At 54.2% G+C, this 26,098-nt stretch carries 23 protein-coding genes; 14 read left to right on the plus strand and 9 right to left on the minus strand.

Features of this window, described 5'->3' with window-relative positions:
* Positions 1-48: 48 nt before the first annotated feature.
* From Q0955_RS07080 to Q0955_RS07090, 3 genes are read left to right on the plus strand one after another with little or no spacing between them, the layout of a single operon-like run.
* A complete protein-coding gene (locus tag Q0955_RS07080) occupies positions 49-2,025 on the plus strand; it encodes a secretin N-terminal domain-containing protein (protein WP_299421809.1) in 1,977 nt (658 codons plus the stop codon).
* A 41-nt stretch (positions 2,026-2,066) separates the two neighbouring features.
* Complete coding sequence (locus tag Q0955_RS07085; protein ID WP_299421811.1) at positions 2,067-3,533, plus strand: GspE/PulE family protein; 1,467 nt, start codon at positions 2,067-2,069, stop codon at positions 3,531-3,533.
* A complete protein-coding gene (locus Q0955_RS07090) occupies positions 3,530-4,744 on the plus strand; it encodes a type II secretion system F family protein (RefSeq protein WP_299421813.1) in 1,215 nt (404 codons plus the stop codon). The genes Q0955_RS07085 and Q0955_RS07090 overlap by 4 nt, the downstream gene beginning before the upstream one ends.
* Before the next feature lie 16 nt (positions 4,745-4,760).
* Here the strand turns inward: Q0955_RS07090 and Q0955_RS07095 are convergent, their stop codons facing one another.
* Positions 4,761-5,234 carry a type II secretion system protein N gene (locus Q0955_RS07095; RefSeq protein ID WP_299421816.1) on the minus strand — a complete coding sequence of 158 codons (474 nt, stop codon included), beginning with the start codon at positions 5,232-5,234 and terminating at the stop codon, positions 4,761-4,763.
* 108 nt (positions 5,235-5,342) lie between these two features.
* Between Q0955_RS07095 and Q0955_RS07100 the strand changes: the two genes are divergently transcribed.
* On the plus strand, positions 5,343-5,849 hold the full coding sequence (locus Q0955_RS07100) for a tetratricopeptide repeat protein (protein ID WP_299421818.1): 507 nt from the start codon (positions 5,343-5,345) through the stop codon (positions 5,847-5,849).
* A 15-nt stretch (positions 5,850-5,864) separates the two neighbouring features.
* Here Q0955_RS07100 and gspM read toward each other — a convergent pair whose 3' ends face one another.
* Genes gspM through gspG form a run of 7 tightly spaced genes read right to left on the minus strand, consistent with a single transcriptional unit; the run spans position 5,865 to position 10,499 of the window.
* Positions 5,865-6,362, minus strand: coding sequence for a type II secretion system protein GspM (gene gspM, locus Q0955_RS07105; protein ID WP_299421821.1), 498 nt, complete (start codon positions 6,360-6,362; stop codon positions 5,865-5,867).
* Positions 6,359-7,576, minus strand: coding sequence for a type II secretion system protein GspL (gene gspL, locus Q0955_RS07110; protein ID WP_366140658.1), 1,218 nt, complete (start codon positions 7,574-7,576; stop codon positions 6,359-6,361). Before gspL ends, gspM begins: the two co-directional genes overlap by 4 nt.
* A gap of 50 nt (positions 7,577-7,626) precedes the next feature.
* Positions 7,627-8,562: a type II secretion system minor pseudopilin GspK gene (gspK, locus tag Q0955_RS07115; RefSeq protein ID WP_299421826.1), complete on the minus strand. Its 936-nt coding sequence runs from the start codon at positions 8,560-8,562 to the stop codon at positions 7,627-7,629.
* Complete coding sequence (locus tag Q0955_RS07120) at positions 8,559-9,245, minus strand: type II secretion system protein GspJ (protein ID WP_299421829.1); 687 nt, start codon at positions 9,243-9,245, stop codon at positions 8,559-8,561. The genes gspK and Q0955_RS07120 overlap by 4 nt, the downstream gene beginning before the upstream one ends.
* Entirely contained in the window at positions 9,245-9,616 is a 372-nt protein-coding gene (locus tag Q0955_RS07125; RefSeq protein ID WP_299421832.1) for a prepilin-type N-terminal cleavage/methylation domain-containing protein, read from the minus strand. Before Q0955_RS07125 ends, Q0955_RS07120 begins: the two co-directional genes overlap by 1 nt.
* On the minus strand, positions 9,607-10,056 hold the full coding sequence (locus tag Q0955_RS07130) for a prepilin-type N-terminal cleavage/methylation domain-containing protein (RefSeq protein WP_299421834.1): 450 nt from the start codon (positions 10,054-10,056) through the stop codon (positions 9,607-9,609). Before Q0955_RS07130 ends, Q0955_RS07125 begins: the two co-directional genes overlap by 10 nt.
* Positions 10,041-10,499: a type II secretion system major pseudopilin GspG gene (gene gspG / locus Q0955_RS07135; protein ID WP_299421837.1), complete on the minus strand. Its 459-nt coding sequence runs from the start codon at positions 10,497-10,499 to the stop codon at positions 10,041-10,043. The genes Q0955_RS07130 and gspG overlap by 16 nt, the downstream gene beginning before the upstream one ends.
* Positions 10,500-10,648: 149 nt before the next feature.
* Between gspG and Q0955_RS07140 the strand changes: the two genes are divergently transcribed.
* From Q0955_RS07140 to Q0955_RS07165, 6 genes are all read left to right on the plus strand, one after another.
* A complete protein-coding gene (locus Q0955_RS07140) occupies positions 10,649-11,401 on the plus strand; it encodes an A24 family peptidase (protein WP_299421840.1) in 753 nt (250 codons plus the stop codon).
* Between the two features lie 78 nt (positions 11,402-11,479).
* Positions 11,480-13,081, plus strand: a complete 1,602-nt coding sequence (locus Q0955_RS07145) for a tetratricopeptide repeat protein (RefSeq protein WP_299421844.1) — start codon at positions 11,480-11,482, stop codon at positions 13,079-13,081.
* The gene (locus tag Q0955_RS07150) at positions 13,078-14,268 is read left to right on the plus strand and encodes an SEL1-like repeat protein (RefSeq protein ID WP_299421847.1); all 1,191 of its coding nucleotides are present in this window, start codon (positions 13,078-13,080) and stop codon (positions 14,266-14,268) included. The genes Q0955_RS07145 and Q0955_RS07150 overlap by 4 nt, the downstream gene beginning before the upstream one ends.
* Positions 14,269-14,440: 172 nt before the next feature.
* Complete coding sequence (locus Q0955_RS07155; protein ID WP_299421849.1) at positions 14,441-14,875, plus strand: hypothetical protein; 435 nt, start codon at positions 14,441-14,443, stop codon at positions 14,873-14,875.
* A 46-nt stretch (positions 14,876-14,921) separates the two neighbouring features.
* Positions 14,922-16,064, plus strand: a complete 1,143-nt coding sequence (locus Q0955_RS07160; RefSeq protein ID WP_299421852.1) for a hypothetical protein — start codon at positions 14,922-14,924, stop codon at positions 16,062-16,064.
* Positions 16,065-16,141: 77 nt separating this feature from the next.
* Entirely contained in the window at positions 16,142-16,867 is a 726-nt protein-coding gene (locus tag Q0955_RS07165; protein WP_299421855.1) for a hypothetical protein, read from the plus strand.
* On the opposite strand, the gene Q0955_RS07170 is transcribed toward Q0955_RS07165, so the two are convergent.
* Complete coding sequence (locus tag Q0955_RS07170; RefSeq protein ID WP_299421857.1) at positions 16,864-17,496, minus strand: sulfotransferase family 2 domain-containing protein; 633 nt, start codon at positions 17,494-17,496, stop codon at positions 16,864-16,866. The genes Q0955_RS07165 and Q0955_RS07170 overlap by 4 nt on opposite strands.
* Before the next feature lie 125 nt (positions 17,497-17,621).
* On the opposite strand from Q0955_RS07170, the gene Q0955_RS07175 reads away from it, so the two are divergent.
* From Q0955_RS07175 to Q0955_RS07190, 4 genes are all read left to right on the plus strand, one after another.
* Entirely contained in the window at positions 17,622-20,675 is a 3,054-nt protein-coding gene (locus Q0955_RS07175; protein ID WP_299421860.1) for an FG-GAP-like repeat-containing protein, read from the plus strand.
* Between the two features lie 183 nt (positions 20,676-20,858).
* Positions 20,859-22,061 carry a DUF2793 domain-containing protein gene (locus Q0955_RS07180; RefSeq protein WP_299421862.1) on the plus strand — a complete coding sequence of 401 codons (1,203 nt, stop codon included), beginning with the start codon at positions 20,859-20,861 and terminating at the stop codon, positions 22,059-22,061.
* 13 nt (positions 22,062-22,074) lie between these two features.
* Positions 22,075-22,395 (plus strand): hypothetical protein, encoded by a 321-nt coding sequence (locus Q0955_RS07185; RefSeq protein WP_299421865.1) that lies wholly within the window; start codon positions 22,075-22,077, stop codon positions 22,393-22,395.
* 272 nt (positions 22,396-22,667) lie between these two features.
* Positions 22,668-25,994 (plus strand): exostosin family protein, encoded by a 3,327-nt coding sequence (locus Q0955_RS07190; RefSeq protein WP_299421868.1) that lies wholly within the window; start codon positions 22,668-22,670, stop codon positions 25,992-25,994.
* Positions 25,995-26,098 lie beyond the last annotated feature (104 nt).

Here is a 26,098-nt window from a genome sequence, read left to right on the forward strand (position 1 = left end):
AGGTTCGATCAACGGATCAGGTGACAGCCCGTGACAAGAGAGCAGGTCATGAAACTATTTGCACGCCTAAGCCCGCGTCGGGCTGTGGCATCGGCGATGGTCGGTGCGGTTGTCAGTGTTTTTGCGTGTTTTGCTATTGGGGTTGGCGCCGCCAATGCGCAGGTGTCACTTGATCTGCGCGACGCGGATCTGCGCAGTTTTGTCGAGATCGTTTCGGAAAACACTGGCCGCAGTTTTGTTGTGGATCCGGCCGTGCGGGGCAATGTGACTGTCCTGGCGCCCAATCAACTCACCGCAGATGAGCTCTATGAGGTCTTTCTGTCTGTTTTGGAACTTAATCGGCTGACAGTCATCGAAGGCGCTGGCGCCGATCGCATTGTTCAAATGAACACAGCCAGAGAGTTGTCGTCTGGCGATGCATCCGGTGTTTCCTCTGGCTATGAAACACGGGTCATTCCTGTGCGCCACGCGCCGTTGCAAGAGGTCATTGAGGTGGTGCGGCCCCTTCTGCCGTCAGAAGCAGTGATCACACCAGTGCCAGGCGCCAGTTTGCTAATTCTGTCGGACCGTGGCGCAAACCATGCTCGTATCACCCGCTTGATCAAACGTTTGGATCAGCCCCGGCAAACGGATCCAATCGAGATGATTCAGCTGCAAAACGCCCAAGCAGGAGATGTTATGCAAGTGGTGCAGTCCATGGGGATTGTGCCCAATGGTGCATCGGTCAGCATTGACCGTCGGTCCAACGCGCTTCTGGTGTCCGGTCCCGATGAAATGCGCCAGCGGGTACGGCTTTTGGCCAGTCGACTGGATACGCAACGAGAAAGTGTAACCAGTCGGACAATCTCTCTGAACTACGCCGATGCTGCTGCAATTGCCGATGTTGTTTTGCGGACCGTCAATGCAAGTGGGGATGCTGCACAGGCAAACGTCCGGATTGTGCCAGAACCTCAGACCAACACATTGTTGGTCTTTGCGCCGCAAGACCGTATGTCCGAGATTGTGCGGATCGTGAAGTATCTGGATCAACGTCCAACACAAGTTCTTGTTGAAGCCGTAATTTTTGAGATGACCGTGGACGGGTTTTCGGATCTCTCCGTTCAATTTGCCGCCGTTCTCAATGATGCGCTGGTGGGAGGAGTCCAATTTGCCCTCCCGGGACGCACAAGCCTGATCAACCTTGTGTCTGCAGTGTCAAATGGCAATGCGCCAGATTTGGGACCTGCGGGTGTGCTGGGCGGCAGTACCTACAATTCGAGCACTGGAAACGGCATTGCGGGTTTGATCACGGCCATTGCTTCAGTCAACTCCACACGCCTGTTATCAACCCCATCAATTTTAACGCTCAACAATCAAGAAGCAGAGATTGTTGTGGCTCAAAACGTGCCATTTGTGACGGGCAGCTACACGTCGACAGGGGACGGCGCCAATCCGGAAAACCCCTTCCAAACCATCGAGCGCCAGGATGTCGGTTTGACGCTGAACGTCACACCTCAAATCAACGCGGACCGCACCGTACGCATGGTGATCAAGCAGGAAGTGTCCAATCTGACAAATTCCACGTCGACGTCTGGCGGGGAAATAACCGCCCGTCGCGCGCTCTCAACCACTGCTCTGGTGCGCGATGGCAACGTGATTATGCTCGGCGGTTTGCTTGAGGATGGTTCTGGAGCGGTCAATCAACGTGTGCCCGGCATTTCTAGCCTTCCAGTGGTCGGCGGGTTGTTTCGCGGCAAAAACTCAACCAAGAACCAGCGTGTTTTGCTGGTGTTGCTCCGTCCGCAGGTTGTGTCAAACGATGCCGAGGCGCGTCGCATCACCAAAAATCTCACCGATAAAGCTTATGCAACCAGTGCTTCCATTCAGCCGCTGGATGAGGGAGGCTATCCTCGGGCTGACCAACGCCTGCTGCCTTACGATGGGGCGGATTTGAACCAACCTTTTGATGCTGGATTTATCGATGCGCTTGCGCAAAGCCGCAATTTTCCACCGCTTCCGAGCCGCCTGCGGTTCAACGGAAACTGACTTAGACGAACGTGTGATACCAGAGACGGAGCAAGCGTGTCATGGGTGATACAAACAACCGCCTGCCGTTTGCTTTTGCCCGTGACAATCATGTGCTACTCAAGGGCACTCAGGTGTTTGCTGGACCCGCGGTAACTGCTTTGGGTCTCAGGGAGGCACAAAGGCGCGTGGGCTTGGTTGATGTGGTTTTCAACCAGCTGGCGCAGCCAGAGTTTGAAACACAGCTGGCGAAACTTTATGACGGCTCAGACACGGGGCCGGATCCGACAAGCGACACCGAGCTGAGTTTTGATCTCGAAGAAGCGGCTTTTGCCTCGCGTCAGCGAGATCTGCTGGACGAACCGGGAGATGCGCCAGTGATCCAGCTGGTCAATCGGCTGCTGCGCAAAGCTGTGCTGGGCCACGCGTCTGATTTGCATGTGGAGCCGCACGAATACGGCCTTCGCGTGCGCATGCGGGTCGACGGCTTTTTGCAGGAAGTGATGGACCGTGCCGACGTGCCGGTTAAACGCATTGTGTCGCGACTGAAGGTCATGGCCGGTTTAGATATTTCCGAAACACGCCTTCCGCAAGATGGACGCATTGCGCTGTCTTTGGGGGGGCGCATGATCGACACGCGGGTGTCTTCGCTGCCTGGCCACTATGGCGAGCGCATTGTCCTGCGTATTCTGGACCGCTCGGCTGGTCTGATGCCACTCAAGGATCTTGGCTTGTCAGAGGCGCAGCAGGCATTGTTGCAGCGCCTTGCGTCTCTGCCAAATGGCATCATTTTGGCGACAGGTCCAACTGGTGCGGGAAAAACCACCACGCTTTATTCCCTGCTGCAATTGGCGGATCGGGACGAGCACAACATCGTCACCGTCGAAGATCCGATTGAATATGATCTGCCTGGCGTGAGCCAATCTCAAATCAACGCAGACATCGGCATGACCTTTGCTGCGGGCTTGCGGGCCACGTTGCGCCAAGACCCAGACGTTATTCTTGTTGGCGAAATCCGCGATCCGGAAACCGCCTCCACTGCGGCGCAAGCGGCCCTTACTGGGCATTTGGTATTTTCCTCTTTGCACGCAAATAGCTCTGTTGGTGCCATTGTCCGTCTGCGGGACTTGGGTGTGGATAACTTTCTCATAGCCGCCACTTTGCGCGGTGTGATTGCGCAACGTCTTCTGCGCAGATTGTGCCAAAACTGTTGCGCGGCTCACGATCCAACTCGTGAAGAAACATCGCATTTCACCCGCCACGGTTTGCCAATTCCCGAGACGCTTTATGATCCTGTTGGGTGTGAAGTCTGTTTAGGAACGGGTCATGCCGGTCGGATGGGTGTCTTTGAGATGGTGGAAATTGGCGAAACGCTCCGTGCGGCGATTGATCGTGGGGCAACCGAAACCGAAATGGCATCCATGTCGCTCTCTGCCGGAGAAACCCTGATTGGTCAGGGTCTGCTGGCCGCCTCTGGCGGTGATGTGAGCCTGTCTGAAACATTGCGCGTTGTTGGAGACGTAGCGTGAAGGCCTACGCCTATACCGCCTACACCGGTAATGGCCGGCGCAAAACAGGCACTATTGTTGCTGAAACCGAGGCTGATGTTGCTGCACAGTTGGCGCAGCAAGACTTGTTTGTGTCTGAGGTTCATGAGACAACACCACAGCTCAGCAAACACACCGCGCGCCTGTCACGCCGGTCTCGTTTGAACCCAGATCTGCAGTCGGTGTTTACCCGCCAAATGGCGGTATTGCTTGGAGCAGACCTCACTGCGGAAGCTGCGTTGGAGGCCGTACGAAGTGAGAGCCAAACCGTGCTGGATACAGTAGCGGCGCAAGCACGTGCCTCGCTAATGGAAGGTGCCACCTTGTCAGATGCATTGGCGGAGACGGGTGCCGGGTTTCCCCCTTACTACCTTGCTGCGCTAAGGGCGGGTGAGGGCGCTGGCGAATTGGCAACGGTGTTCCAAGAGCTGGCAGATCACTTGGAGCAACTGGGGACCGAGAAAGCAGATATTGCCACCGCGCTGATATACCCTGGTTTCGTGGCCGCTGTGGCATTATTGGTTTGTGCAATCCTGATGACCAGCGTCGCCCCTGAAATTGTCTCCATGTTTGAACTTTCTGGACGCCCCTTACCGCCCCTCACGCAATACGTGCTTTCTATAAGCGACTGGATACAGGCCAACGCAATCCTTCTTGCTGTGCTTATGGGCTTGCTTACCGCCTTGGCGATAGTCACACCGCATATTCCTGTCTTGCGGGATCTTCGAGACCGGGGGCTTTTGCGCCTGCCTGTGACGGGACGCCTACTGCGACTTTCCGCTTCAGTGCAATACATGCGTACATTGGCGTTGGTGCTCGGGGCGCGCCATGCCGTCCTCAGCGCTGCGGTTAACGCCAAAGATGTTCTGGTGGTTGCGCAGTTTCAAAGTGAGGGTGATGCGGTTGCGACAGCCGTGCGGCAAGGCGAAAGCCTGTCGTCCGCCTTGTCTCAGCTGTCGTTTCTTCCGCCGGTCGCCCGCCAACTAATTGCCGCCGGCGAAGCCTCCGCCCGTCTGGCCCGCATGACTGACCGCGCTGCCGCTTTGGTGGAGCACCGCCTATCAACGGAACGCAAACGCATCGCCGCACTGCTGGAGCCATTGCTCATGATGCTGGTTGGCGCCTTGGTGCTTACAATTGTGCTTGCGGTGTTGCTGCCGATCTTTGATTTGCAAGCGGTGGTCGCAGGGTAGTGAATCCCAGCTGAACCTATTCAGGGAAAGCCATCAGTTCAGGATCACCGTCATCTCGTGAGACCCAAAGGCCCTGCGCATCAATGATTGCAACCCGCACGTTTGGTTCCAACATATCACCCACGCGCAACAGCCGGTCTCCTGTGGGATGGCCGACAATGGCCCACGATGACGCCCCGTCCCGAACCATGCCTTTCAATGTGTAGCCGAGACTGGACAGAGGCGGTTTGGCCGCCTTTGGTGGTTGTGGTTCTTCAGCTGGTTGTGGCGGTGCAGTCTGCGGGCTTGGAGGTTGACGCTCGCCAAACAAAGCGGTCCATCGGCGTGGTTGCCGCACAGGGGATGGTGGCGATGCGACATCAGATTGCGATGCCCCGGTTGCTACCGTCAGCGGATCCGGCGCAGTACGCAGTTCCTCGGCCAGTTGCCACCCTGCCCAAGCGGCACCCCCTAAGCACACCAAAGTGCAGAACCCAGCGATTAGTCGCATAAATACCCACTCTCTTCTCGCCAAACCTCTGCAAGATAGACGCAGGGCCGCGATTATGCTAAGCTATTACAAATAAGAAAAAACGACAATCTTGAGCAGGTACAAACCATGTCTTCCATTCTCCGAACCGGTCTCGCCGGTCTGGTGCTTATTGGGGTAGGCAGTTGCGGCGATGAAATGGTGTCGCGCAACAGCTTTGAAAGCCAATATGCTGTCGCCAGAAATGCACTTGAAGGCGGCCAATACGACCGTGCGCGCCGCAGCTATCAAAAGTTGCTGCAACAAGCAGGCCCTCTCGCTCCGCGGCTTCAACTTGAGTACGCCCATACTGAGTTGCGGGCTGGCAATTTCGAACAAGCAGCAAAAATTGCCGCTTCGCTTGCGGCCAGCCAAACGGGGTTGGCGCGCAGTGCGGCTTTGTCGGTTCAAGGTACTGCACAGCATGAATTGGGCATGAAACAGCTGTCCGAAGGCAACACCGCAGCTGGTCAGCAAAATCTCAGTGCGGCAAATGCTGCGCTACAAGAGGTGCTCAAATCAAATCCAGATTTGGATCCTCTGGGTGCAATGGCAGGGCGCCAAGCCAAGATTTCTTCCCGGCTCCAGCGTCTCTGATTCAGCGCAAAAGACTTATCTTTGAAGAGGTCGAAGGTCGAGCCAGGTGGATACAACGCCTGGCTCTTCTGTTGCCTCAAGACGGAAGGCAACAATGTCGTATCCCCAATCAGGGTGTGCCGATCTGAGCCAGGAAGCCAGTTTCAGGAAATCAACGCGTTCAAACTGAAGTTCGATCCCGTCTGCGCCGTCCGCGTCCAAAACTGTTACGGACCTGCGCAGCTGGGCCGCAATTAACCCTTGTTCGATCCCGCCGGAGCCAATCGGGTCTCCGATTTCTGGCTGCGGTGCGGCTTGCGTCAGAATTGTGAGCTCTCTGGCTTGTCTGGTTACCCAGCGTTGCAATGCCACCGCGTCTCGCTGAATCTGTTCAGCCGCCTGTCTTCGTTCTTGTAGCGGCATGAGCAGACCAAACACCAAGGCCAGCGGCGCCACAATGCCTGCCAAACTGGCCAGTAAAACCTTTTCTCGGCGAGTCAGTTGAAGAAGAAATTCCAGCAGCCGATCGCTCATGGTGATGGTTCCTTCGGCAAAATTCGGATCTCTGTGCGTACGCCGACCTGCGCGTCGCTGACCCGGCTTTCCTCCAGATCCGCGGTCATATGGTCAGATTGCAGCGCTGAAGTGAGCCGTTCTGCACTGCCAAAATCTGGCATTCGCACAACAATCATAAGCCCATCGCCTTTTGTGTAGCTGACCATCTCCGGTACGGCGTTCGCGGCGTCTAGGACAGCACCAACTTCTGCGGTCAAATCCAAGACATCCAGCGTTGCTCCGCCATCCCTTCGGGAATTCTGTAGATCCAATAGCACCCGACTGACTTGGCTCCGTACATCCAAAATTGGACCCGTTGGTACAAAGTGCTGTTTCACGATTTCTTGGGTGTGTGTGGTGATTTCGTCGGTCTGAGCCTCAATGCGCGCAATGGCAACAAGTTGACCAACACTCCATAGCGCGACGGCCAATGCCGCGGATAAAGCAGTCCACCGCCACGGCAAAACCCGCTGCGCCAACCGCGTACGAGCGGCCATTGGATCTGCGCGCAGATCACAATCCAACTCGCCATGTTTCAAAACTGAAGGTCGGTCAACGCCCAACTCAGGCAACTGGTTTGGATCAAGTACAACAGGCACTCCATGCGCGCTCATCAAGCTGTCAAAGGCCGACAGTGCTTCACCATGCCAAAGCACGGCAGTGGGGCGATTGGGGCTGGCGCTAAGTGCTTGCGACAAGACGATTTCAGCCATTTCCAGTGACGTGCTGGCACCATCGTTTGGACCAAACCGCATCATGACGGCTGTTGAGCCGTCCAGCTTGATTTGGGACAGCGTCCAAATCCCTTCTGACGTTGGCAGTGACAGGTAGTCCGGTATCACTGCCTGGCAGTCATAGCTCCGCCACTCTGCCATATGGGTGTGATCCGCAACAAACACCTGGGACCAGTCTTCTCCGTTGGCACCAAGATTGCAGGGTCTCATCGCCACTGTGTCATCCAGCCCCATTCGATCGGTGAGTTGCCGCCGCGCGACCTGTTCCCGGGCTTGCCCCCGTAGCGACTTTGGGAGGTCCAAGTGGATTAACGGAACCACATGTCCAGGCGCCAATACGACATGTCGCGCGGATTGTATTCCGTCACCAACCCGTGCAAACAATGTGGACGCCTCTCCATGTTGTGCTGGGGGGGACGATTTTCTGACGTGTCGCACCAGCGCTCCTGTTAAATTCACCTGTCAGCAAAATGCAGGCCTCTGGTATAGAGTGCAATCCTGCTTTTGTTTCATGGCCTTGTCGTGATCCTCCAGTGGGTGGTTACACCAACCGGTAAGCTTTGTCTCTGAAACACAATACTGCGCTGGGCAAATTGGTCATCAAGCGAAGCCGATATCTCGGCCCGAAACCATTGTGACCCTACCGATAGATGTTCTGGCGACAAAGGTGGCGGCGGTCCTTCCGGATTGTCTGCATCTGGCGCAGGAACGCCGACCGCCGCCAAAAATGCGTCAACCGAAGAAAATGGCTGATTTGTGCGATCGCGAAAGACTTGGTTGTACGCAGCGGCTGACATGTTTGGCAAAAAGGCGCGCAGCACTTCTTCCGAAACTGTGTTGATGTTGAGCGGGCTGTCGCCGGGCAGCGCAGTCACAAACGGTGCCAAGCGCGCCAAGTGTCGTTCCGAAATACCAGGCAGATGCGCCAACTGGTCAACCATCAATAGGGGGCCGGAGACAGGTTCTTCGGCTGGCGTTTTTCTGCTCCAAGCGGCTGGATCCACAGGGCCATCTGCGCTCAGTAAATCGTGGATTTGTTGTCCAACCTGCTGCGGCACGCCGCGTTGCGATAACAGCTTTTTAAAGGCGTCGTGCGCGGTGTGATGATCTGGGTTTGACAGCCAATTCAGGTTAAATAGTCCCTGTTCATCCGAAATTCTCCCGGTCACTCGGCCCCGTGTGAGCTGCATGTCTATCACCGGCTTGGCCCAGTTTTCTCCGTTGTGGTCAACGGCGCCAACATCACGCTCTAAGACGGTTTTGGCCAAGGCTTCAAAAGCGTTCAGGTTCAAAGACAGCTGCGCTGCTGTCAGTCCTGCATCTAGTCGCTTACGACCGGCGTCCGCCCGCGCCAAAAGAAAAACGGCCACAGCGGACAACGCAGCCACCAACACCAACGCATTGACCAACACATAGCCATTTTTATTGTCCGAAGGCGCATTCATTTCAAAGACTCCAACAGCACTATGTCTCCATGGGCCTTTGTCTCCAGCGTGATTTCCACGCCGTCTGGCAATACGCTGGAAAATGAGACCGTGGCCGCCGGGCCGCCGTCTTCATCTTGGTTGGCCGCGCTTGGTATGGCCTGTAGTGGCGGTCGCAGACCATTGATCCATCCAAGTTCCCCCCAATAGCTTCGCAGCCGAATGCCTGTGACACCCTCCAACACCGGGACTTCTGGACCAAGTGCTGAGGTGTTGAGCGGAGTTAGTGTCGCCCATCTTTGTCGTATGAATCGACCCGAACTCGGCTGAAAACGCCAAGTTACACGATGCAAAATCGGTTGCGATTTTCGATCCGAGTGCAGTGTCGGCTGCCCTCCAATGGAAAGGGAAAACCCTCCCGAGTCTTCGGTGAGTGCTGACAGAATGGGGCCATCGTCGGGAGAAAAGAAAGGCATTGGAACCGCAGAAGAAACATCCCGTCGCAAGAGGCTTATTGCCTGGACCAGTTCAGCTGACGTCTCACCGCGATCTTGCAAGCCATCTCGGAGCCGCAACATGCCGGAGAGTCCTTGTGCCCCCATGATTGCCACCAAAGCAAATAGGGCTAAGGCGACCACAAGCTCGATCAGACTAAGTCCGAGATCGCTTTGCGTTTTTGGTGGTCCCTTTTGTGGTCGATGCATCACCGCCCACCTTTGAGGTAGGCATTCAATTGCGCCCCCTCACCGGATTGGCCTCGTGCTGTCACACGAATGCGGACCAAGCCCGCTTCGGTGATGGCAACGTCTTCTTCAATCACAAAATTTTGTGCGCCCATCAATACCGTGGCGGGCAACGAGGCGGACATTCCAAGAAGTTTACGCTCTTCCACCCGATTGTGCGCCACAATCCGTGCCAGCAAACGCGGGGTTTCTCCGCCAATGGCGACTCGTGATTGATCTGCAGCTCGAGTCGCAGCGATGGTGCCCAATGCCAGAACAACAATTGCAATGGCCAGTTCGATCAGAGTTAAACCCGACTCCTTTGATCCTTTTTGGTGCTTAATCACTGGCATGACAGCCCCAACAGCCCATCCGACAGGCACCGGCTAATGTGGCTTTCTTTGCTAAAAACTATGGAGAACACCGTGTTCTCGCCGTTGGCCAAAAACACAATTTCGGGTGCATTGGAGGCAGATGGGTGTGACGTGACCACCACTTGGCCGCGCCAGCGAAGGACTTGGTCAGAAATGTTCCAGCCTTGGGCAGTGCTTGTGGCCAGTTGCATGCCTTTGGGGGTGAACTTCATGCCCCGGCTTTGGCCGCTAGTGATGGCCAAGTCACTCAATTGGTCAAAAGTGTGCTGAAACAAAGCCTGATCTTGTGGCGCAGTCGCTTGAGATCGGCCAACCGACAAACTTGCGCCCACTGCCAACACGGCCATGACCGCTACAGCAATCAGAAGCTCGATCAATGAGAAACCGCCAGAGGGGTCTGGGGTTACTGCGTGGCCCATGATCCGATATCCGCATCCGCACCTGTGCCGCCGGCAACTGCATTTGCGCCGTAACTGAACACGTCAAAATCCCCGTGCACACCAGGGGATAAATATTGGTACGGCTGCCCCCAAGGGTCGATCGGCAGGCGATCCATATAGCCGTTGGCGGCCCAATTTGTTGGCACGGGGTCACTGGTTGGTTGTGTGACCAAAGCGTCCAACCCCTGTTCCGTTGTTGGGTATCTGAAATTGTCGAGCCGGTACAAATTGATCGCACTCACAACCGCGGCGATATCAGCCTGGGCACGCGCCGCCCGGGCTTGATCCGGACGGTCAATCACACGTGGCACAATCACCAGTGCCAAAACTGATAGGATCACCACAACAACCATCAACTCCAGCAGGGAAAACCCGGCGTCGTTTTTGGCGTGTTGGGAGCTTGGGAGAGAATTGGATGACATAAACTGGCTCGCTCTATTTGACGGCCATGGTAAAGGCAGCAGGGACGGTTTGTCCATTCTCCCCAAACGCGAGTGTGTTATGGCCAAGCAATGGACAAATTATTCCAAACTGCGCAAAACTGCGCTGTCCAAATTATCTGAGCGCGCCTGTGACCGATCCAATCTCTTTGTTTCTTTTGCTTGTCAGCCCAGCGGTTGGATCTTTTCTTGGCGTGCTGATTGATCGATTGCCGCGCGGCGAAAACGTGGTGTCCCGTCGCTCTTTCTGCCGCTCTTGCGGGGCGCAGCTGCAGCCCTTTGATCTCGTGCCTATTCTAAGCTTTGTCTGGGCAAAGGGACGGTGTCGTCACTGTAGCAGCAGCCTTTCCCCATGGTTGCTCTATTTGGAAATCGCAGCAATTGCGGCGGCAGGGTTTGCGATCATAACCAGCGACTCCACACCCACCATGCTATTCACGGCAGCTTTTCTCTGGCTCCTTCTCGGCTTGGCGGTATCGGACCTGCTTTGGATGCGATTGCCAAATGTCCTAACTGGGCTTCTGTTTGGCCTTGCTTTGGCGTGGTCAATGGCTGTGGGCGGGGCCGGCATTGAGGTGGCATTGCTGGGTGCTGGCCTGGGCGCCGGTGGCTTCTTGGCGCTGCGCATCAGCTATCGCGCGTTGCGGGGAGCTGAAGGGCTGGGTTTGGGTGACGTTAAGCTTATGGCAGGCTTGGGAGCTGTTGCTGGACCATTTGATTTGCCAGCTCTGGTGCTTGGTGGTGCTACGATAGGGATCCTGTTTGGTTTGGTCCGGCATTGGCGAAGTGAAAATCTGGGCAGACAGGCAATTCCTTTTGGCACTGCGCTGTGCCTCTCAGCGGCACTGATGTGGCTGAGCCGTGTTACGGGATTGCTGAATTAGTGCCACGTAGCTAGGGTACAGCCGGCGTATAGGACGCGACGAGCCATTGGCCGCAAAGACACAAATCTGGATGACCCTATGCAATTTCCGCTCCGCGTTTTTCCCTCGTTCTTGTTTGGTCTGGCGCTGATGACGCCCGCAGCAATGTCTCAACAGGCACCGACTTTTAAGCCGATTACCAGCGAAACCGAGGCGCCAGCAGCGGAGCAAACTTCTCCACGCTCCTCAATGGCGGAAATCGAGACGGCATGGGCGGAAAAAAACTATGTCTTTGTGCGCGAAGGCCTGCGCCAGCATGTCGAAGACACCGACCAGCCCTTGGTCCAATTCCGCTATGGTCGGGTTCTTCTGGAAGCGCTGGGCGGACCGCGAGACTTGGAGGGTGCCGTTTTTTGGTTGGAAAAGTCAGCGGCTCACAAGTTTGTAGCTGCTGAAAACTTGTTGGCGCGTCTGTATCTTTCGGCGCCACAAGATGGTGACCTTTATCAGCCCGAACGCGCGATTAAGCTGTTTTCCAGTGCGGCGGCGCGTGGGGTGGCGGAATCCCAATATTATTTGGGCCTCGTTTACCGAGACGGCCTCTCGATTGAGGCAAATTTGGAGACCGCTTTCAATTGGCTTCTAGCCGCAGCCGAGCAGGATCATCAAGACGCACAACTTGCGGTCAGTCGCGCGTATTCACGTGGCGAGGGTGTTACAAAAGACACGAACATGGCTGTGCACTGGCTGACGCTCGCCGCAGAGAATGGCCACACCTCCGCACAGTTCAACCTGGCACGCGCCTATGACGAAGGGCGTGGTGTGTCGTTGGATCGGGGCCAGTCATTGGTGTGGCTACAACGAGCTGCGGAGGCTGGGCATGTCCAGTCGCAACGCGTGCTTGGACGCCGCTATCTGATAGCAGATGATGTCGCCGCGAACCCCTCTGCGGCAATGACGTGGCTTTCAACGGCTGCCAAGCGTGGCGACGCGGAGGCCATGACCCTTCTCGGAGATGCTTTTGGCGGAGGCTATGGCATTGCCAAGGATTCCGAAAACGCCTGGGCTTGGTACAATCAAGCTTCAAACAGGGAGTATGGTCGCGCCACCGCTGCGATTGCGGGGATGCTTGCAAGCGGGGATGGTCGGCCAGTCGACCTGGAAGCTGCTTTGAACACGTATCGCACCGCGCTGGATCAGGGGTATACCCCGGCCCGAATTGCGTTGGGGCAGTTGGCAGGGGATGGCAAGCTTGACGGCCTGGTGGCTCCACACACAGTTGTGCCTTGGGCGTTTGACGCCGCCGCTGAGGGAGACACTGCCGCGCGAGATTGGTTGAAGCAACAGGCGGACGTTGGCATTCGCCCGGCGCAAACGGCATGGGCCATTTGGCTGACGGAGCAAGGCAACACGCCGGAAGACGCGGTACCTTTTTTTGAACTGGCGGCACAGGCTGGGGATGTTGAGGCGCAATTTCGTCTGGGCCAAATGCTGACACGTGGGGACGGAGGGGCGCAAAACTATGTGCAGGCCCACGCTTGGCTCAATATTGCCGCCACTGGAGGTCATTCAAAGGCAGCTGAAGTGCGGAGCACAGTCACGGATTTGATGACCGCAGAAGAAATCGCTCAGGCCCAAACCATTGCTCGCCGGTTTTTTGAGGACGCGGCCAATCAATTGCCCAAAGGGGTGTCCCAATGAGATGGCACGGTGCTCTCATCACGCTCTTGCTGTTCTGTGGCACTGCGGCGGTGGGCACTCTGGCGATCGCGCAAACAGGCGAAGGTGTGGCACCGGAAGTCTCAGATACAGGTCAGGAGTATACACCGCAGGAGATGTATGACCTCGGTATGCAATTTCATTCTGGAGAAGGCGTTCTACAAAATTTTGCATCCGCTGGAGAATGGTTTGGACGCGCCGCACAACAGGGCCATGTCGCGGCTCAAAACCGATGGGGCCAATACCTCTTCACTGGCTATGGTGGCACGGCAGACCCGGCAACGGGTCTACTTTGGCTGAAAGCGGCCGCTCAGGCTGGCGACCCGGATCACGTGTTTGACTATGCAAGCGCCTTGGAAACCGCACCAGAGGCACTGGGGGATATGAGTCAAGCGGCTCAGATGTATGCCCGTGCCGCCGAAAAGGGCCATTTGGAGGCCATGGTGAGCCTTGGTGTTTTGTTTCAAAACGGAACTGGCGTGCCCAAGGATCTCGCTCGCGCCAAACAGTTTTATGAACTTGCCGTTTCCGAAAATCATCCGCGTGCGCAAAACAATCTCGGGTTGCTGTATGTGCGCGGCGAAGGCGTGACGCAAGACTATGTGAGGGCAGCGGAATTGTTTGCAGCAGCAAGTGAGCAGGGGCTGAAAGTGGCCAAGACAAACTTGGGCGTTATGTACGAAAATGGATTTGGAGTGCCGCTTGATGAGGCCAGAGCGGCGGAGCTCTATCGCGAAGGGGCTGGCCAAACCGGTTCCACTGCGTCCTCTGGATCTGCGGATCCTTTTTACGATCCGCGTTTGAGCCAACCCGATACCAGTGAAGCAGGGTTAAAGCTGCTTCAGGAGAGCTCCAATCTTGGGGATCCAATTTCGCAATTTCAGCTCGGGTGGTTGCTTCTGATACAATCCGACCGGACGCCAGCCGCACAAATCCAAGCCGCCACACACATGAGGTCGGCTGCCGAGGCTGGTTTGGCCCCTGCAATGATCAATCTTGCAGGGCTATACGCACGTGGCGAAGGGGTGCCGCAAGATTATGTTCTCGCGCAAATGTGGATGATCCGAGCGGTTAGATTTGGTCATACTGGCGATCCCGGTCTCGCGGAGTTTTTGGCGTCCCATATGACCGTTGAGCAAGTCAGCGAGGCCCAGAAGCGCGCCCAATAGCCCATGGCCTGTTGCGAGATCGCAATACTGCGCTGTTAAGAAAATCTGGTTTCCCATCTTTTTTGCCGTTTCAGTGGGTCAAAAGTCTGGAATTCCATAAAAACGTTCCATTTTTTTTAAACTTGCGTTAAGCTATTCGGATGGCAGGGTTAGGAGCCTTGCCTTTCTCCTCATGACCGATAGCATTGGTGTTTTAATGCGACGATTTCTTACTGGCGCAGCATTTTTTTGTTTTTCTCTTCAGGTTGCCGTAGCGGCAACCCCTGAACCTGTACAACTACATAACTCAAATGCGGTGTGGTTCGAAAACTGGATTGGGCTGAGCAATGCAACGTTGTCGGTGATGGCGCCCAACGGAGAAACAATCGAGGTGTTTGCAGCCTCGGGTACACCTGTGTTCCAATTATCTGGCCGCGACATTCAAGACGGTTACTACCGGTACGAGTTACGCGCTGCGACTGAGGAACAGAAGAAAATTGTCAACGCTACGAACCAGGGTCGTGGCGATGCACAGCGAGACTCTGTTGCTGTGCCCTATTACTCCACCGGCACTTTTTTGGTGGAGCGCGGGGTCATTGTGACCCCTGAAGACATCAAGGAGGAGTGACCGGCGGGTTTCAAACCGGTTGGTCCTAGCGAACAGGATTCTAGCTATGAAACAAACACCAACATTACTCGCAAGCGTTGCTGCCTTTGCTATTACCGGCGCGGCGCATGCACAGCAGGTATTTGCGACCGATCTGATCGTGCAAGGCAGCGCCTGTGTCGGTATTGACTGTGTCAGCTCTGAAAGCTTTGGCTTCGACACAATTCGTATGAAGGAAAACAATACCCGGCTGAAGTTCGATGATACATCCACAAGCGGGAGCTTTCCAAACAACGATTGGCAGTTGACCGCCAATGACAGCTCCAACGGTGGCGCCAACAAGTTCTCGATTGACGACGTCACCAATGGACGAGTTCCATTTACTGTTGAGGCAAATACACCAACCAACGCGCTCTTTGTTGAAGACACCGGGCATGTGGGCTTTGGCACCAACAACCCTGTCGTGAACTTGCATGCGGTGGAAGGCAACACGCCAACCCTGCGCCTTGAGCAAGATGGCTCTTCTGGCTTCACGCCTTACACTTGGGATATGGCTGGCAACGAGACCAACTTCTTCATTCGGGATGTAAACGGTGGCAGCGCCCTGTCTTTCCGGATTTTCCCAGGTAATGAAAACGATGATGGCCTGGTAATCCGCAACGGCCGCGTGGGTGTGCAAACCGATAACCCAAGTCACACTTTGCACGTCCGAAAAACAGACGGGACTGCAAAGCTTATGGTCGAAGACACTGGTGGCGCGGGAGCTAATATTAACATGCTCCAACTGATTAGTGCTGGCGGTAATTCTATCGTAATGGAAAATTCTACTGACAGTCACAAATGGCGTCTGTTTCAGCACCTAAATAACACCTTTAAGATCTCCAGTAACGGCGGATCAGCTGCAGATGAGTTTGTGCTGGACAGTAATGGAAACCTAACGTTGGCTGGAACAATAACCACAACCGGAACGACATGCGGTGGTGGATGTGATTTGGTGTTTACCGATGAATATGAAATTCTGCCAATAGAACAGCGTGCCGCTTTGATGTGGGAGAACGGTTACCTGCCCAATGTTGGGCCAACGATCGAAAATGAAGCCTTTGATCTTACAGATAAATTGGGCCGCATGCTTAACGAGTTAGAGCATGCCCACATCTACATCGAGCAACTCCATAAGCGTCTGGAAGTCCTCGAAGCAGAGCGTGGCTGAAGCAAAGACTTGAGGAAAATGAGGCCCCAGAATTCTGGGGCCTTTTTTTGGGTTCAGAATCCGGAGAAATCTTAACTATGAAGGTGTCGTTAGTTTCCTTTGCCGATGGTGAATATTCCAAGAGGGGCCCTGTGATGCAAAGACAGGCCGAGGAGTTTGGCCGTTTCTCAAGTGTCGAAGTGCATAATGGCCAAACACTTCCCAAGTGGTTTATTGATGAACATCATCGGGCTATGGTTGGAGTCAAGAAGTACGGGTTTTGCATTTGGAAACCCCGCATTCTTTTAGATCTTCTGGATCGGTTAGAGTTTGGTGACTGCGCGATTTATATTGATGCAGGGTTCACATTAAATCCAAATGCACAGTCACGTTTCGACGAGTACCTTCAAATTGTGCACGACAGCCCAAGTGGACTGCTAGCATTTCAGAATGTGTTTGTAGAGGCGCATTGGTGCAAAGCCGATGTGGCCAGTCGGTTGGGGCTTCAAGCGGATTCGAGACATTTGCTCACGGCTCAAATGGGGAGTGGGCTAATTTTTGTTAAGAAGACACGCGAAAATATTGATATGATACGCCTTTGGTCAGAGGTCGCTGTGGAGAGTAACTATCGGTTCTCTGATGACACGCCCTCAGAAACACAGAATCATCCCAGATTTCAGGAGCATCGTACTCAAAGTATTTACAGCCTGCTTTGTAAAATACGTGGTGTTGAGACAACACACTACGAAGTTCAAGCTTATGCAGGTGCGTTTGATCGATCTCGCGAAAAAGTGCCTTTTTGGGCAACCCGGTCACGTAGCTAATTAAAAAGATCGTACTCGAGAACCTGTAAGTCGTTCCGCAAAAATGGTTCGGTAGCGGTCCTTAAGGTTCGACTTTTTTTAATACGCGACAATTGGTCATGCGACGCGAGACTCCGATTGAGCTGCGGCAACTCTGCCACAACACCGTTTGCGCCGATTTTCGTTACAAACGACGCAAAGTCGCGTTTGGCGCACTCATGACGGATATAGAAAACATCGGCCGGAATACTTCCAGAAATCTCTAAAAACCAGGTCATTGGCTTTAGATCGCGCGCTAAAGCAAGAAAACTCTCTTCGTCAAAAGTGGGTGTTTGCCAATCTCCGCTGGTTTCGCTGTCTTGCCATCTGTGAGGTGAAAAATAATAGGAAACTAACCTTTCAAATGGGTGTCGAACCGACGTCGCTACCAAGAACTGGTCCAATCGACCTGAGAGTAGCTCTGAGTACTGCTGAAGCGTTGCGTGTTTTGAGGGGGTAACTTTTCCTACTATCCCGAACCGCTCTTGTCCTCTAAATCCTTTGGCTACGAGTTTCTTGTCGTCGCTGATGGGCAACAGTGCGGTTTGAATAGAGTTGCCGGCCGTTTTGGGTATATGGACGTAAATGAACTGGAAAGAAGAAGATATCATTTACTTACTCTGCCAATATGATGATCAACGGGAAGTTGGAAGTGGCCAACCGGCTTTTCCAAAAAAATGGCTGTGCTGAGACGTCAAGTTATATCGGACCACCAAGGATGTGTAGGAAAATCTTGATGCAAAAAATGGTCGTCGCCCCCTACGAAAAACGCTTCTTTCTAGCGGCTCTCATTGTCGCGGTGTTGGCTTATCTTTTCTGGACCGGATCTCGTTATCCTGCGCTGGATGAAAAGGCGATGATGTCAGGGGCTATCCAGCTGGAAGACCCTTTGGGCTTTGAGGCGCTCTTTCCGTTGACTGTCGACATGAGTACGCTCGAGCGGATTTTTTACACCACGATCAATTGGATCAACACCAACAAAAAGGGCATGACTTTTGGCGTCTTGTTTGCCGCTGCCTTCCTCACTGCCGCCAGCTACCTCAAACAGCGCAGCTTTCGCGGTGGTTTTGCCAATTCACTCCTTGGGTTGGCCATCGGCACCCCGCTTGGCGTTTGTGTGAACTGCGCCGCCCCGATTGCGCGTGGCATGTACTCCGCCGGCATGCGCGCGGAAACCACGCTGTCTGCCATGATTGCCTCCCCAACGCTAAACATTGTTGTCCTGACAATGCTGTTCTCGCTTCTGCCCTTCTACATGGCTGTCGCCAAGATCGCGCTCAGTCTGGTGGTGATCCTTGTGGCGGTGCCGCTGATTTGCCGCCTGTTGCCGCAAACCGAAATCGCGTCCGCAGACCTAAAAGAGGCCACGCCCTGGAGCGTGGATGAGTTGTCACAAGGTCAGCCCGCCTCCGACCCACTGGGCACCGCCATTCTGGCCGTCGCGCAGGGCTTCCTGAAAAACCTCTGGTACATCGTGAAAATGACAGTGCCGCTGATGTTGTTGGCTGGATTTCTTGGGGCGCTTGTTGCTGTGCTGTTACCGCAAGACCTGATCACGGGGCTGGCTTTTGGCGTTGCGGCCTTGATCGTCATTGTGATTGTGGGCTTGTTTCTCCCCGTCCCCATAGCCTTCGATGTGGTTGTCACAGGCGCTCTGTTGTCCGCCGGTCTCGCGCATGGCTATGTCATGGGGCTTCTCTTCACTCTGGGGATCTTCTCGGTCTACTCGTGCCTGATTGTTGTGCAATCCGTAGGCGTCCGCGCCGCTTGGATGTTGTCAGCAACCATCGCCGTGCTTGGTGTTCTGGCGGGCATGGGCGCTCAAGGCTATCACGAATGGCAAAGCCGCCGGGCTCTGGAGATGTTGCTTGAAAGTCGGGCACCAGACCAGGTGCAGCCGATGTGGGCTGCCGCCGCCTCGGAGGCCCCTTCAATCACCGTCACAAGCACACCATTGGCGCCAGCATCTCCAATGGCAGATCAGCCATTCACGCGCATGGAGGCGGACACGATTGGAATCGACAAGCCGGTCGAATTCTCTTTTCGTGATATGTGGCCACCCTTCTGGGAAGGCCGCAGCCTGTCCAGTGCCGATTTTGACCGAGATGGCGATCTTGATCTTGCAATCGCCTCTACTGAAGTGGGCTTGTATCTCTACACAAATGACGGCTCGGGTGTGTTTACCCCTGCCAGCGCCCCTTTGGGTGAACTGGTCTCCGCACCAGTTTTTAATGCTGTTTTCGCCGACATAGACAACGACGGCTGGCCGGACCTCTTCCTCACCACCTACCTGCAAGGCAACTACTGGTGGCGCAACGTTGAGGGCAGTTTTGGCACCGAGCCCCCCAAAGCCGTGCCCAACAACCCGCAGACTCCACTATCCCTTGCTGTGGCACTGGCGGATGTGGATGCTAATGGCACTTTGGACGTGGCGCTGGGTAACTGGGCGGCAGGCTGGTACCGCCGCATTCCGGGCGAAGAGAGCCGCAACCGGCTGATCCTCAACACCGATGGGGCGCTCAGCGGCGAAACCTATGCCGACATGCCAGGTCTGCCCGGCGAAACCCTTTCCATCCTGTTCTCTGACTTTGACGACGACGGCGCCACCGACCTGATTGTTGGCAACGACTTTGACATCCCTGACTATTTCTATCGTGGCGATGGGACCGGCGGTTTTGCCATGCTGACTGAGCCACAGGGGCTGATTCCGCACACCACCACCACTACAATGGCGATTAAAACTGCGGATTTGGCCAATGACGGCAGCACAGACATCTACATGGCCCAGATTGCCGGGCGCTCGTCTGGCGTATCTGACACGCTCAAGATGCAGCCGCTGGAGCTCTACTGTGATGGCATCCAGAACGCGGAGGCCAAAGCCCGCTGTGTGAAGAACATGCAGATCAAATCCTGGTACAAGTCCGGCAACAATTTCGACCCGACTTATGCCAAAAACTGCCAAACGCTGACGGGCCGCGATCAAGTGGAATGCAAGGCGATGCTTGTGAAAGACCTAGCTATTCAAAAACGCGACGCTTCGATTTGCGAATTGATCCGCGCCGACCAACCTATTCCGCGCGCCTATTGTGACTGGCATTTCCAACCGACCCGCACGCCTAGTGCTGACGAGATTGCTCTGACCCATCCGCAAATTTTGCGCTCCAACGTCTTGCTGGCCCGCAAAGGCGCGGGTTGGGAAGATCAGGCCGAGGCCCTTGGTCTCGACGTGGGCGGCTGGAGCTGGGACACCAAAGTCGCCGACTTTGATCTGGATGGTTGGCAGGATGTTTACATCGTGAACGGCACATGGGTGCCCAACGAGGTGTCCCCGTCCAACCTCTTCTTCCACAACGAAGGTGACGGCTCCTTTGCCGAGGCCTCCGGTCCCTTTGGGTTGGAGGACTACCTCATGACGGCCAGCGCCACTCAGATGGATTTTGACAACGACGGCGATCTCGATTTGATAACCCACCCAGTCAACGGACCGCTGGTGGCGTTCCGCAATAACGCGCAGGGGGCTGCCTTGGTGTTCCGACTTGAAGACCACATTGGCAATCGGGATGGCATCGGCGCACGAGTGACTTTGATAGAAACCGGCGGCGGCAATCAGATGCGAGAATTGCAGGTGGGCGGCGGCTTCATGAGTTTTGATGCGCCGCGTGCGCATTTTGGTCTCGGTTCAAAATCAGAAGTTTCGGGGGCATCTGTTACGTGGGCGGACAGCAGTACAACCTATTTGCAGGGGCCATTTCGAGCGGGCCAGATCTATACAATCACCCGTCGACCATGATTGGGTTTTGCCATGTTGAATGCTCAAAAAAATCGCCGGATTTGCACCTCCGCAAAACCGTTATGATACAGACGGCATACCGACGTCGTTTTTGAGTGTGCAACACCTGCGATTGTTGCGTTTTCCTCTTGGCAATTCCGGTCTCTGACTCTTGCGTCCATCTCTCATTGATGGAGTTTCCATATGTCAGAACATTCTTCCCGTCTTGGACTGCCCTATCTCATGCCGTCACAAGCGCAAAAACACGTTACCCACAATGATGCCCTGCAAAAGCTGGACGTACTGGTTCAGACTCTTGTCGAAGGGTTCGATGCGACCACACCGCCCGCGCTGCCTGAAGAAGGGCAGATCTGGGCTCTCGGTGCTATGCCAACAGATGTTTGGGCAGGGCAGGCATTCCATTTTGCAATTTGGAGTGACGAATACTGGGTTTTCGAGCCTCTGCAAGAGGGCCTGATTGCCTTAGACAAAATGACATCGGTCATGCGCCTTTGGGACGGAGAGGTCTGGAAAACTCCTTCTGTTGAAGCGCTTGAAAACCTGCAGGGACTTGGCGTGAACACCGGAGTTGATCCGACAAATCGGCTCTCTGTGGCTGCACCAGCGACACTTTTTTCCCATGAGGGAAGTGGGCATCAGCTCAAAGTGAACAAAGCGGAAGAAGGCGATACAGCCAGTGTGTTGTTTCAAACAGATTGGTCGGGTCGTGCCGAAATGGGCACGGCCGCCAGCGATGATTTTTCAATCAAAGTGAGCCCGGACGGTGTTAATTGGACGGAGGCTTTGGTGTTGGATCAAAGCAACGGCACAGCACAAGGTGCTGCGGTCCAATCCAACGCCACTGATGATGGCAACGGGAAGCTGCTGACGGTTGGCGCATTTGGGCTAGGCGCGGCGCAACTTTTGACGGGATCCAGCGCCTTGGTGTCGCGCGCGCTCAAGCCGGGATTATACAGCTACGCTTCAAATGGCCCGATCGATAGCCCCGAGCAAGGCGCGTGGGGGCACAACATGGTGGTCATGCGTAGCCATCCAGGCCTTGGGTCCGAGCGCTTGGCCGCCTTAGCAATTCGAACCACTGGCAGTCAGGCTTTGCGCTTTTGGATCGGCGCACAAGGTGGTTCTGGTGGGGCGGGGGAACCCCTGTTTTGGAGTGAAGTCATGCACCACAACAATATTGTTGGCGCAGTCTCGCAAGTAAACGGGACACCCTCAGGTGCGATCGTCGAAAGCGGAGAAAACTCCAACGGAACTTATACAAGGTGGGCGGATGGTACTCAGATCTGCACAAACAATAACTTGCCGATAACAACGGCGCCGGCCTCGTTTGCTGGCGTCACAACCAAAATCGACGGTAACAAAATGTGGCTCGGCCGTTGGTTCTAAGGAGGTGCTCAAGATGAATATGCAGTTATCGTTTTCCCCTATGCGCAGCAGCGAACAACTGACTTTGGAGCGTCGAGACGATGTTTTGATTGTCAATGGTACCGAGTTTGACTTTTCAGGTCTGGCAACGTTAGAAAGCGTATTGCCTACGGGCCCTAACAGTGAATGGTTTGTCGGAGCGGTGGTGCGGCAACCTGATCGGTTGGAGGTAGGGCTTATATTGCCTCATGGCCCTGACGCGCCGCACGACACCCTGTTTCCGACTCCGGTTCAGAATGCGAGAAATGGACCAATTTCAGTGCCAAATTGGAGTGCAGACAGGGATAGAGATTGATGTGCCTATGACTGGGGTATGCGTCATGTGAGTTCCCCCAAGACCCTAACTCCTTGCACGATGTTCAACTAAGCACGGCAAAATCAAAAAGTTGGATGCGTGTATGGGTGGCGGGGAGCTTTGACATTTGTATCAATCATAAGTCCGTTGAACGTGGTGTGAATTGGGAAAAGCCATTGTTCTTCAGCGTGCGAGCCGCTAGTTAGCGGTAAGGGCGCCTCAAGGTATTTAATAGGCGATTATATTATTAGTGAAAATTCATAGGGCCGATCATGCCAGAAACGCTTTTTATTACCATTCCTGGTAACGATGACATCAAAGCGATTGACCGTTCGATACTCAGCATCGTTACGCAAACGGGAAATTTTTCCATCAGGCTTCATGTGCACTGCCGAACGCCTGAAACCGAAGTTGTGGATCGGCTGAAGTGGTGGAAACGGCGACTTAGCTCAAAGGGATTTCCGCTTCAGTGTGTTAGTATCGACATTTCTATTGGCGCGGACGTTGGGAGTAGTACATTCCGATCTGTGTGCCAAGGCTTAGAGGCCATGTCTCCGGCTAGAAATCAGTTTGTAACATGGCTCCAACCTGGCGACATACTTCAACCTGGATGTTTGTCATTTGTTGCAAAAATCGCGTCGCAAATGTCGCCGGCTCAGGTGTCTTGGATCAGTGGCGCTCCAAGTGTGCTAAAAGATGAAGTGCCGGTTCCAGATCAATCCGTTTCCATTGATGTTCCAAAGGCGTTTTTGGCAGCCGGCCTTTGTGACGGGATACACTGGCCCCGGTTACAACAGGCTGGAACCTTCTTCCGGCGCTGGTTGTGGGAGTCGGTTGATGCCGACAACAAAATTGCATCAATGGAATGGGCGGGAGACTGGAAGCTTTGGTCGCTATTCGCCGCCAAAGCTTCTTTGGTACAGTCGCCAGTTGCTTTCGCGGCGCGCACTTTGAACGATGACGATACGGAAGCCAGTGTTGAGTCAGAAATCAACGAGTCTCTCCCTCAAACTCTGCGAGCGGAAATTCTCGAGGATTTGGCCAAGCCCGATGCCGAATTTCTTTGCCGACAGGTCAAAGAGCTGGAAGGTGAAGATGTGTTGCAAGTGTTAGAACGCGGGTGCAACGCGGCGGTGTCGAGTGGCCTGTCACAGATTCTTAAGGCAAAACCCAATATCAGAAAAAACTCGGCGCAACCGAGAATCGTTGCAACCGGAACATCTCCTGAAGCTGTGGAGGAGGTGCCGTTGGAAGATTTTGTCTCCTTTGATAACAACATCGCTGCCTATGATCGTGATTGGCAGTTTCCTGCAATTACGGAACAGCACGCCTTCACCCAATTGAAGAATGTGGGCAGCATCCCGGAGACAGTTACGTATGTTGCGTACCCCTGGGCAAACCTGATTGATAAAATTCAGACACACGCGAAAGATTCTGAACTTCATTTGTCATTGTTTCGTAAATTTGTTGATGGCTTGCCTCAGGGCACGGTGCGGGTCACCACTTGTCAGCATATTAAGCTGCGTAACTTTTTGTACTTGTTTGAGCAGGCCGGAATTAGTCATATTTTTTGGTCGCATGCCACAACCAGAGAGACAGTAGATCAGGACACTGCTGGGTTCGACATTCATCCTTTTCCGCTGTTTCCGGTGCAAATTCCGGAAGCGGATACAATTTTGCCGATTTCGGAGCGACCGTATCTGTTCTCATTCATTGGCGCCAAGTCAAATCAATATTACCTGACGCAAGCCCGCGAATGGATCCTGAACGAATTGAAGGATCACCCGAGAGGACTGATCATCGGGCGAGATACGTGGCACTACAACAAAGTGGTCTATGAGCACCAAATCAAACCTGAGAAAAAGGGTGGAAATGCTGCAGATTTGATCGACAAATCAGCATCGGAGCAATTCAGAATTTCGATGGTAAAGAGTGTTTTCTCCCTGTGTCCGTCCGGCACCGGGCCGAATTCGATCCGCCTTTGGGAAACCCTTGGGGCAGGAGGCATTCCTGTCATTATGGCCGACTCTTACGCGATGCCTGGTGACCCGGCTTTGTGGGAGGCTGGTGTGGTATTCTGTAAAGAGGACAGGGAGTCTATCAAGGAGCTACCGGCGCGTTTGATAGAACTCGCGAAAGATACTCACAAGTTGGAAGCAATGCGCAAAGTCTGTGCGCAGCTTTGGCTGCTCTACGGCCCGGACTCTTTTGTCTACGACGTACATAAGTTCATGCTGACGCTTGGGCATCAAGCCAAAGTACCGGGCGTCGACGAAACGACGCCTTCCGCAGCCTTCCGTGAAACTTTAGCAGAAACAATGAGCCTGTCAGACAAAATCACGGACAGGCAGGCCCAGCTGTTGTTACGTGTTTGTAGTTCCGACCTCCTTCTTGAAGGTGGTGGATTGCTGGAAGAGTTCAAAGATGACGGCACCGTATTGGGGCAGGTGCTTGAATTAGCGCAGGAGATTTTGCCCGCGGACAACGTGACTCTTCAACACTACCATGGCGTGGCATCTCACTTCGAATCGCAGGAACACCCGCCTGCTGTGTATACTCCCAGTGTGGTTGCCACGTCTGGGCCAAGTATCTGCTTTTTTGGCAACCATTCAAACCGCACACCATTGAGTTATCCGGCATTTCAACAAGCTGTGCAGGGCAAATTTCAGATTGCGAGTGATCCAACGCGCGCAGATGTGATTATGACGGGGTACAATGTAGACTTCAGGGAGAATGTTGAAGTCTATGAGACCATTTCCCAAAATTCTCCCGACACCAAGTTTATGGTTGTTTCCGAAGAACCCCTTTGGGACAGTCTATGGAGCGGAGGATTTTCATCACAAAACCGCAAGGCAAAATGTGGTGATGCTGAAGTAGATTACGTGTTTTTGAACCACTCGAACTCCGAAATTTATGCGTTCGACAAAATCCCCTATTTCTTGCTCACAAACGATGATCTTTTGGCGCGTTATGGGCTTCTCATTGCCCCAAACTGCAATCTCAAGCCCAAAGAACTCCTGGATCGGTGGCAAAACGCTGACATATCGGCTGCATTTATTGCTGAAAGACGGGAAGGCAGCAAATACACAAAAAACGTGCCTGAACATGCAGTGTATACCTTAAGTAGCTATCGGTCTGAGATCGCTGCTAAAACCATCGGTGACAATGTGTTGCGGGAGGGGAAAGGCTGGCATAGCGACAAACCGCGACAAGATTTGCCAGATTGGCATCTGGATAAGCTAGCAGCCCTGAATGGGCGTGTCCGTGTTATGTCCAGTTTCGAAAATACGCATCAAAAAGACTATATCTCCGAGAAAATTGTCGATGCGTTTGTTGTGGGAGGAATTCCTACCTATTTCGCTGACAAGGATCACAGCATTCACAAGCTTGTGTCACCCAGATGTGTGATCAATACGTTTGGTAAATCCGCGGATGAGGGTGCGAAAATGATATCTGAGGTAGCACCGGATCTGGAAATGGCGGAAGCCTGGATCGAAACCGCGAGATACTTGCGGAAAACCTTTACAGACCATGATGCTATTGTGGCCGAGAGAGTTCGTGTTGCGGAGGCCGTTTTGCGTGAGGTCGACAAGCTCTAGAGGGCTGACACGGCGTGCGAAATGACACGTTGCAGTTTTTTGTGCGCCTTCAAGTGGTGGAATATTTGGCCATGCTGCGCCAATTCGCTATAGCTACACTCACC

Source organism: uncultured Shimia sp., from assembly GCF_947493595.1.
Taxonomy (GTDB): Bacteria; Pseudomonadota; Alphaproteobacteria; order Rhodobacterales; family Rhodobacteraceae; genus Shimia.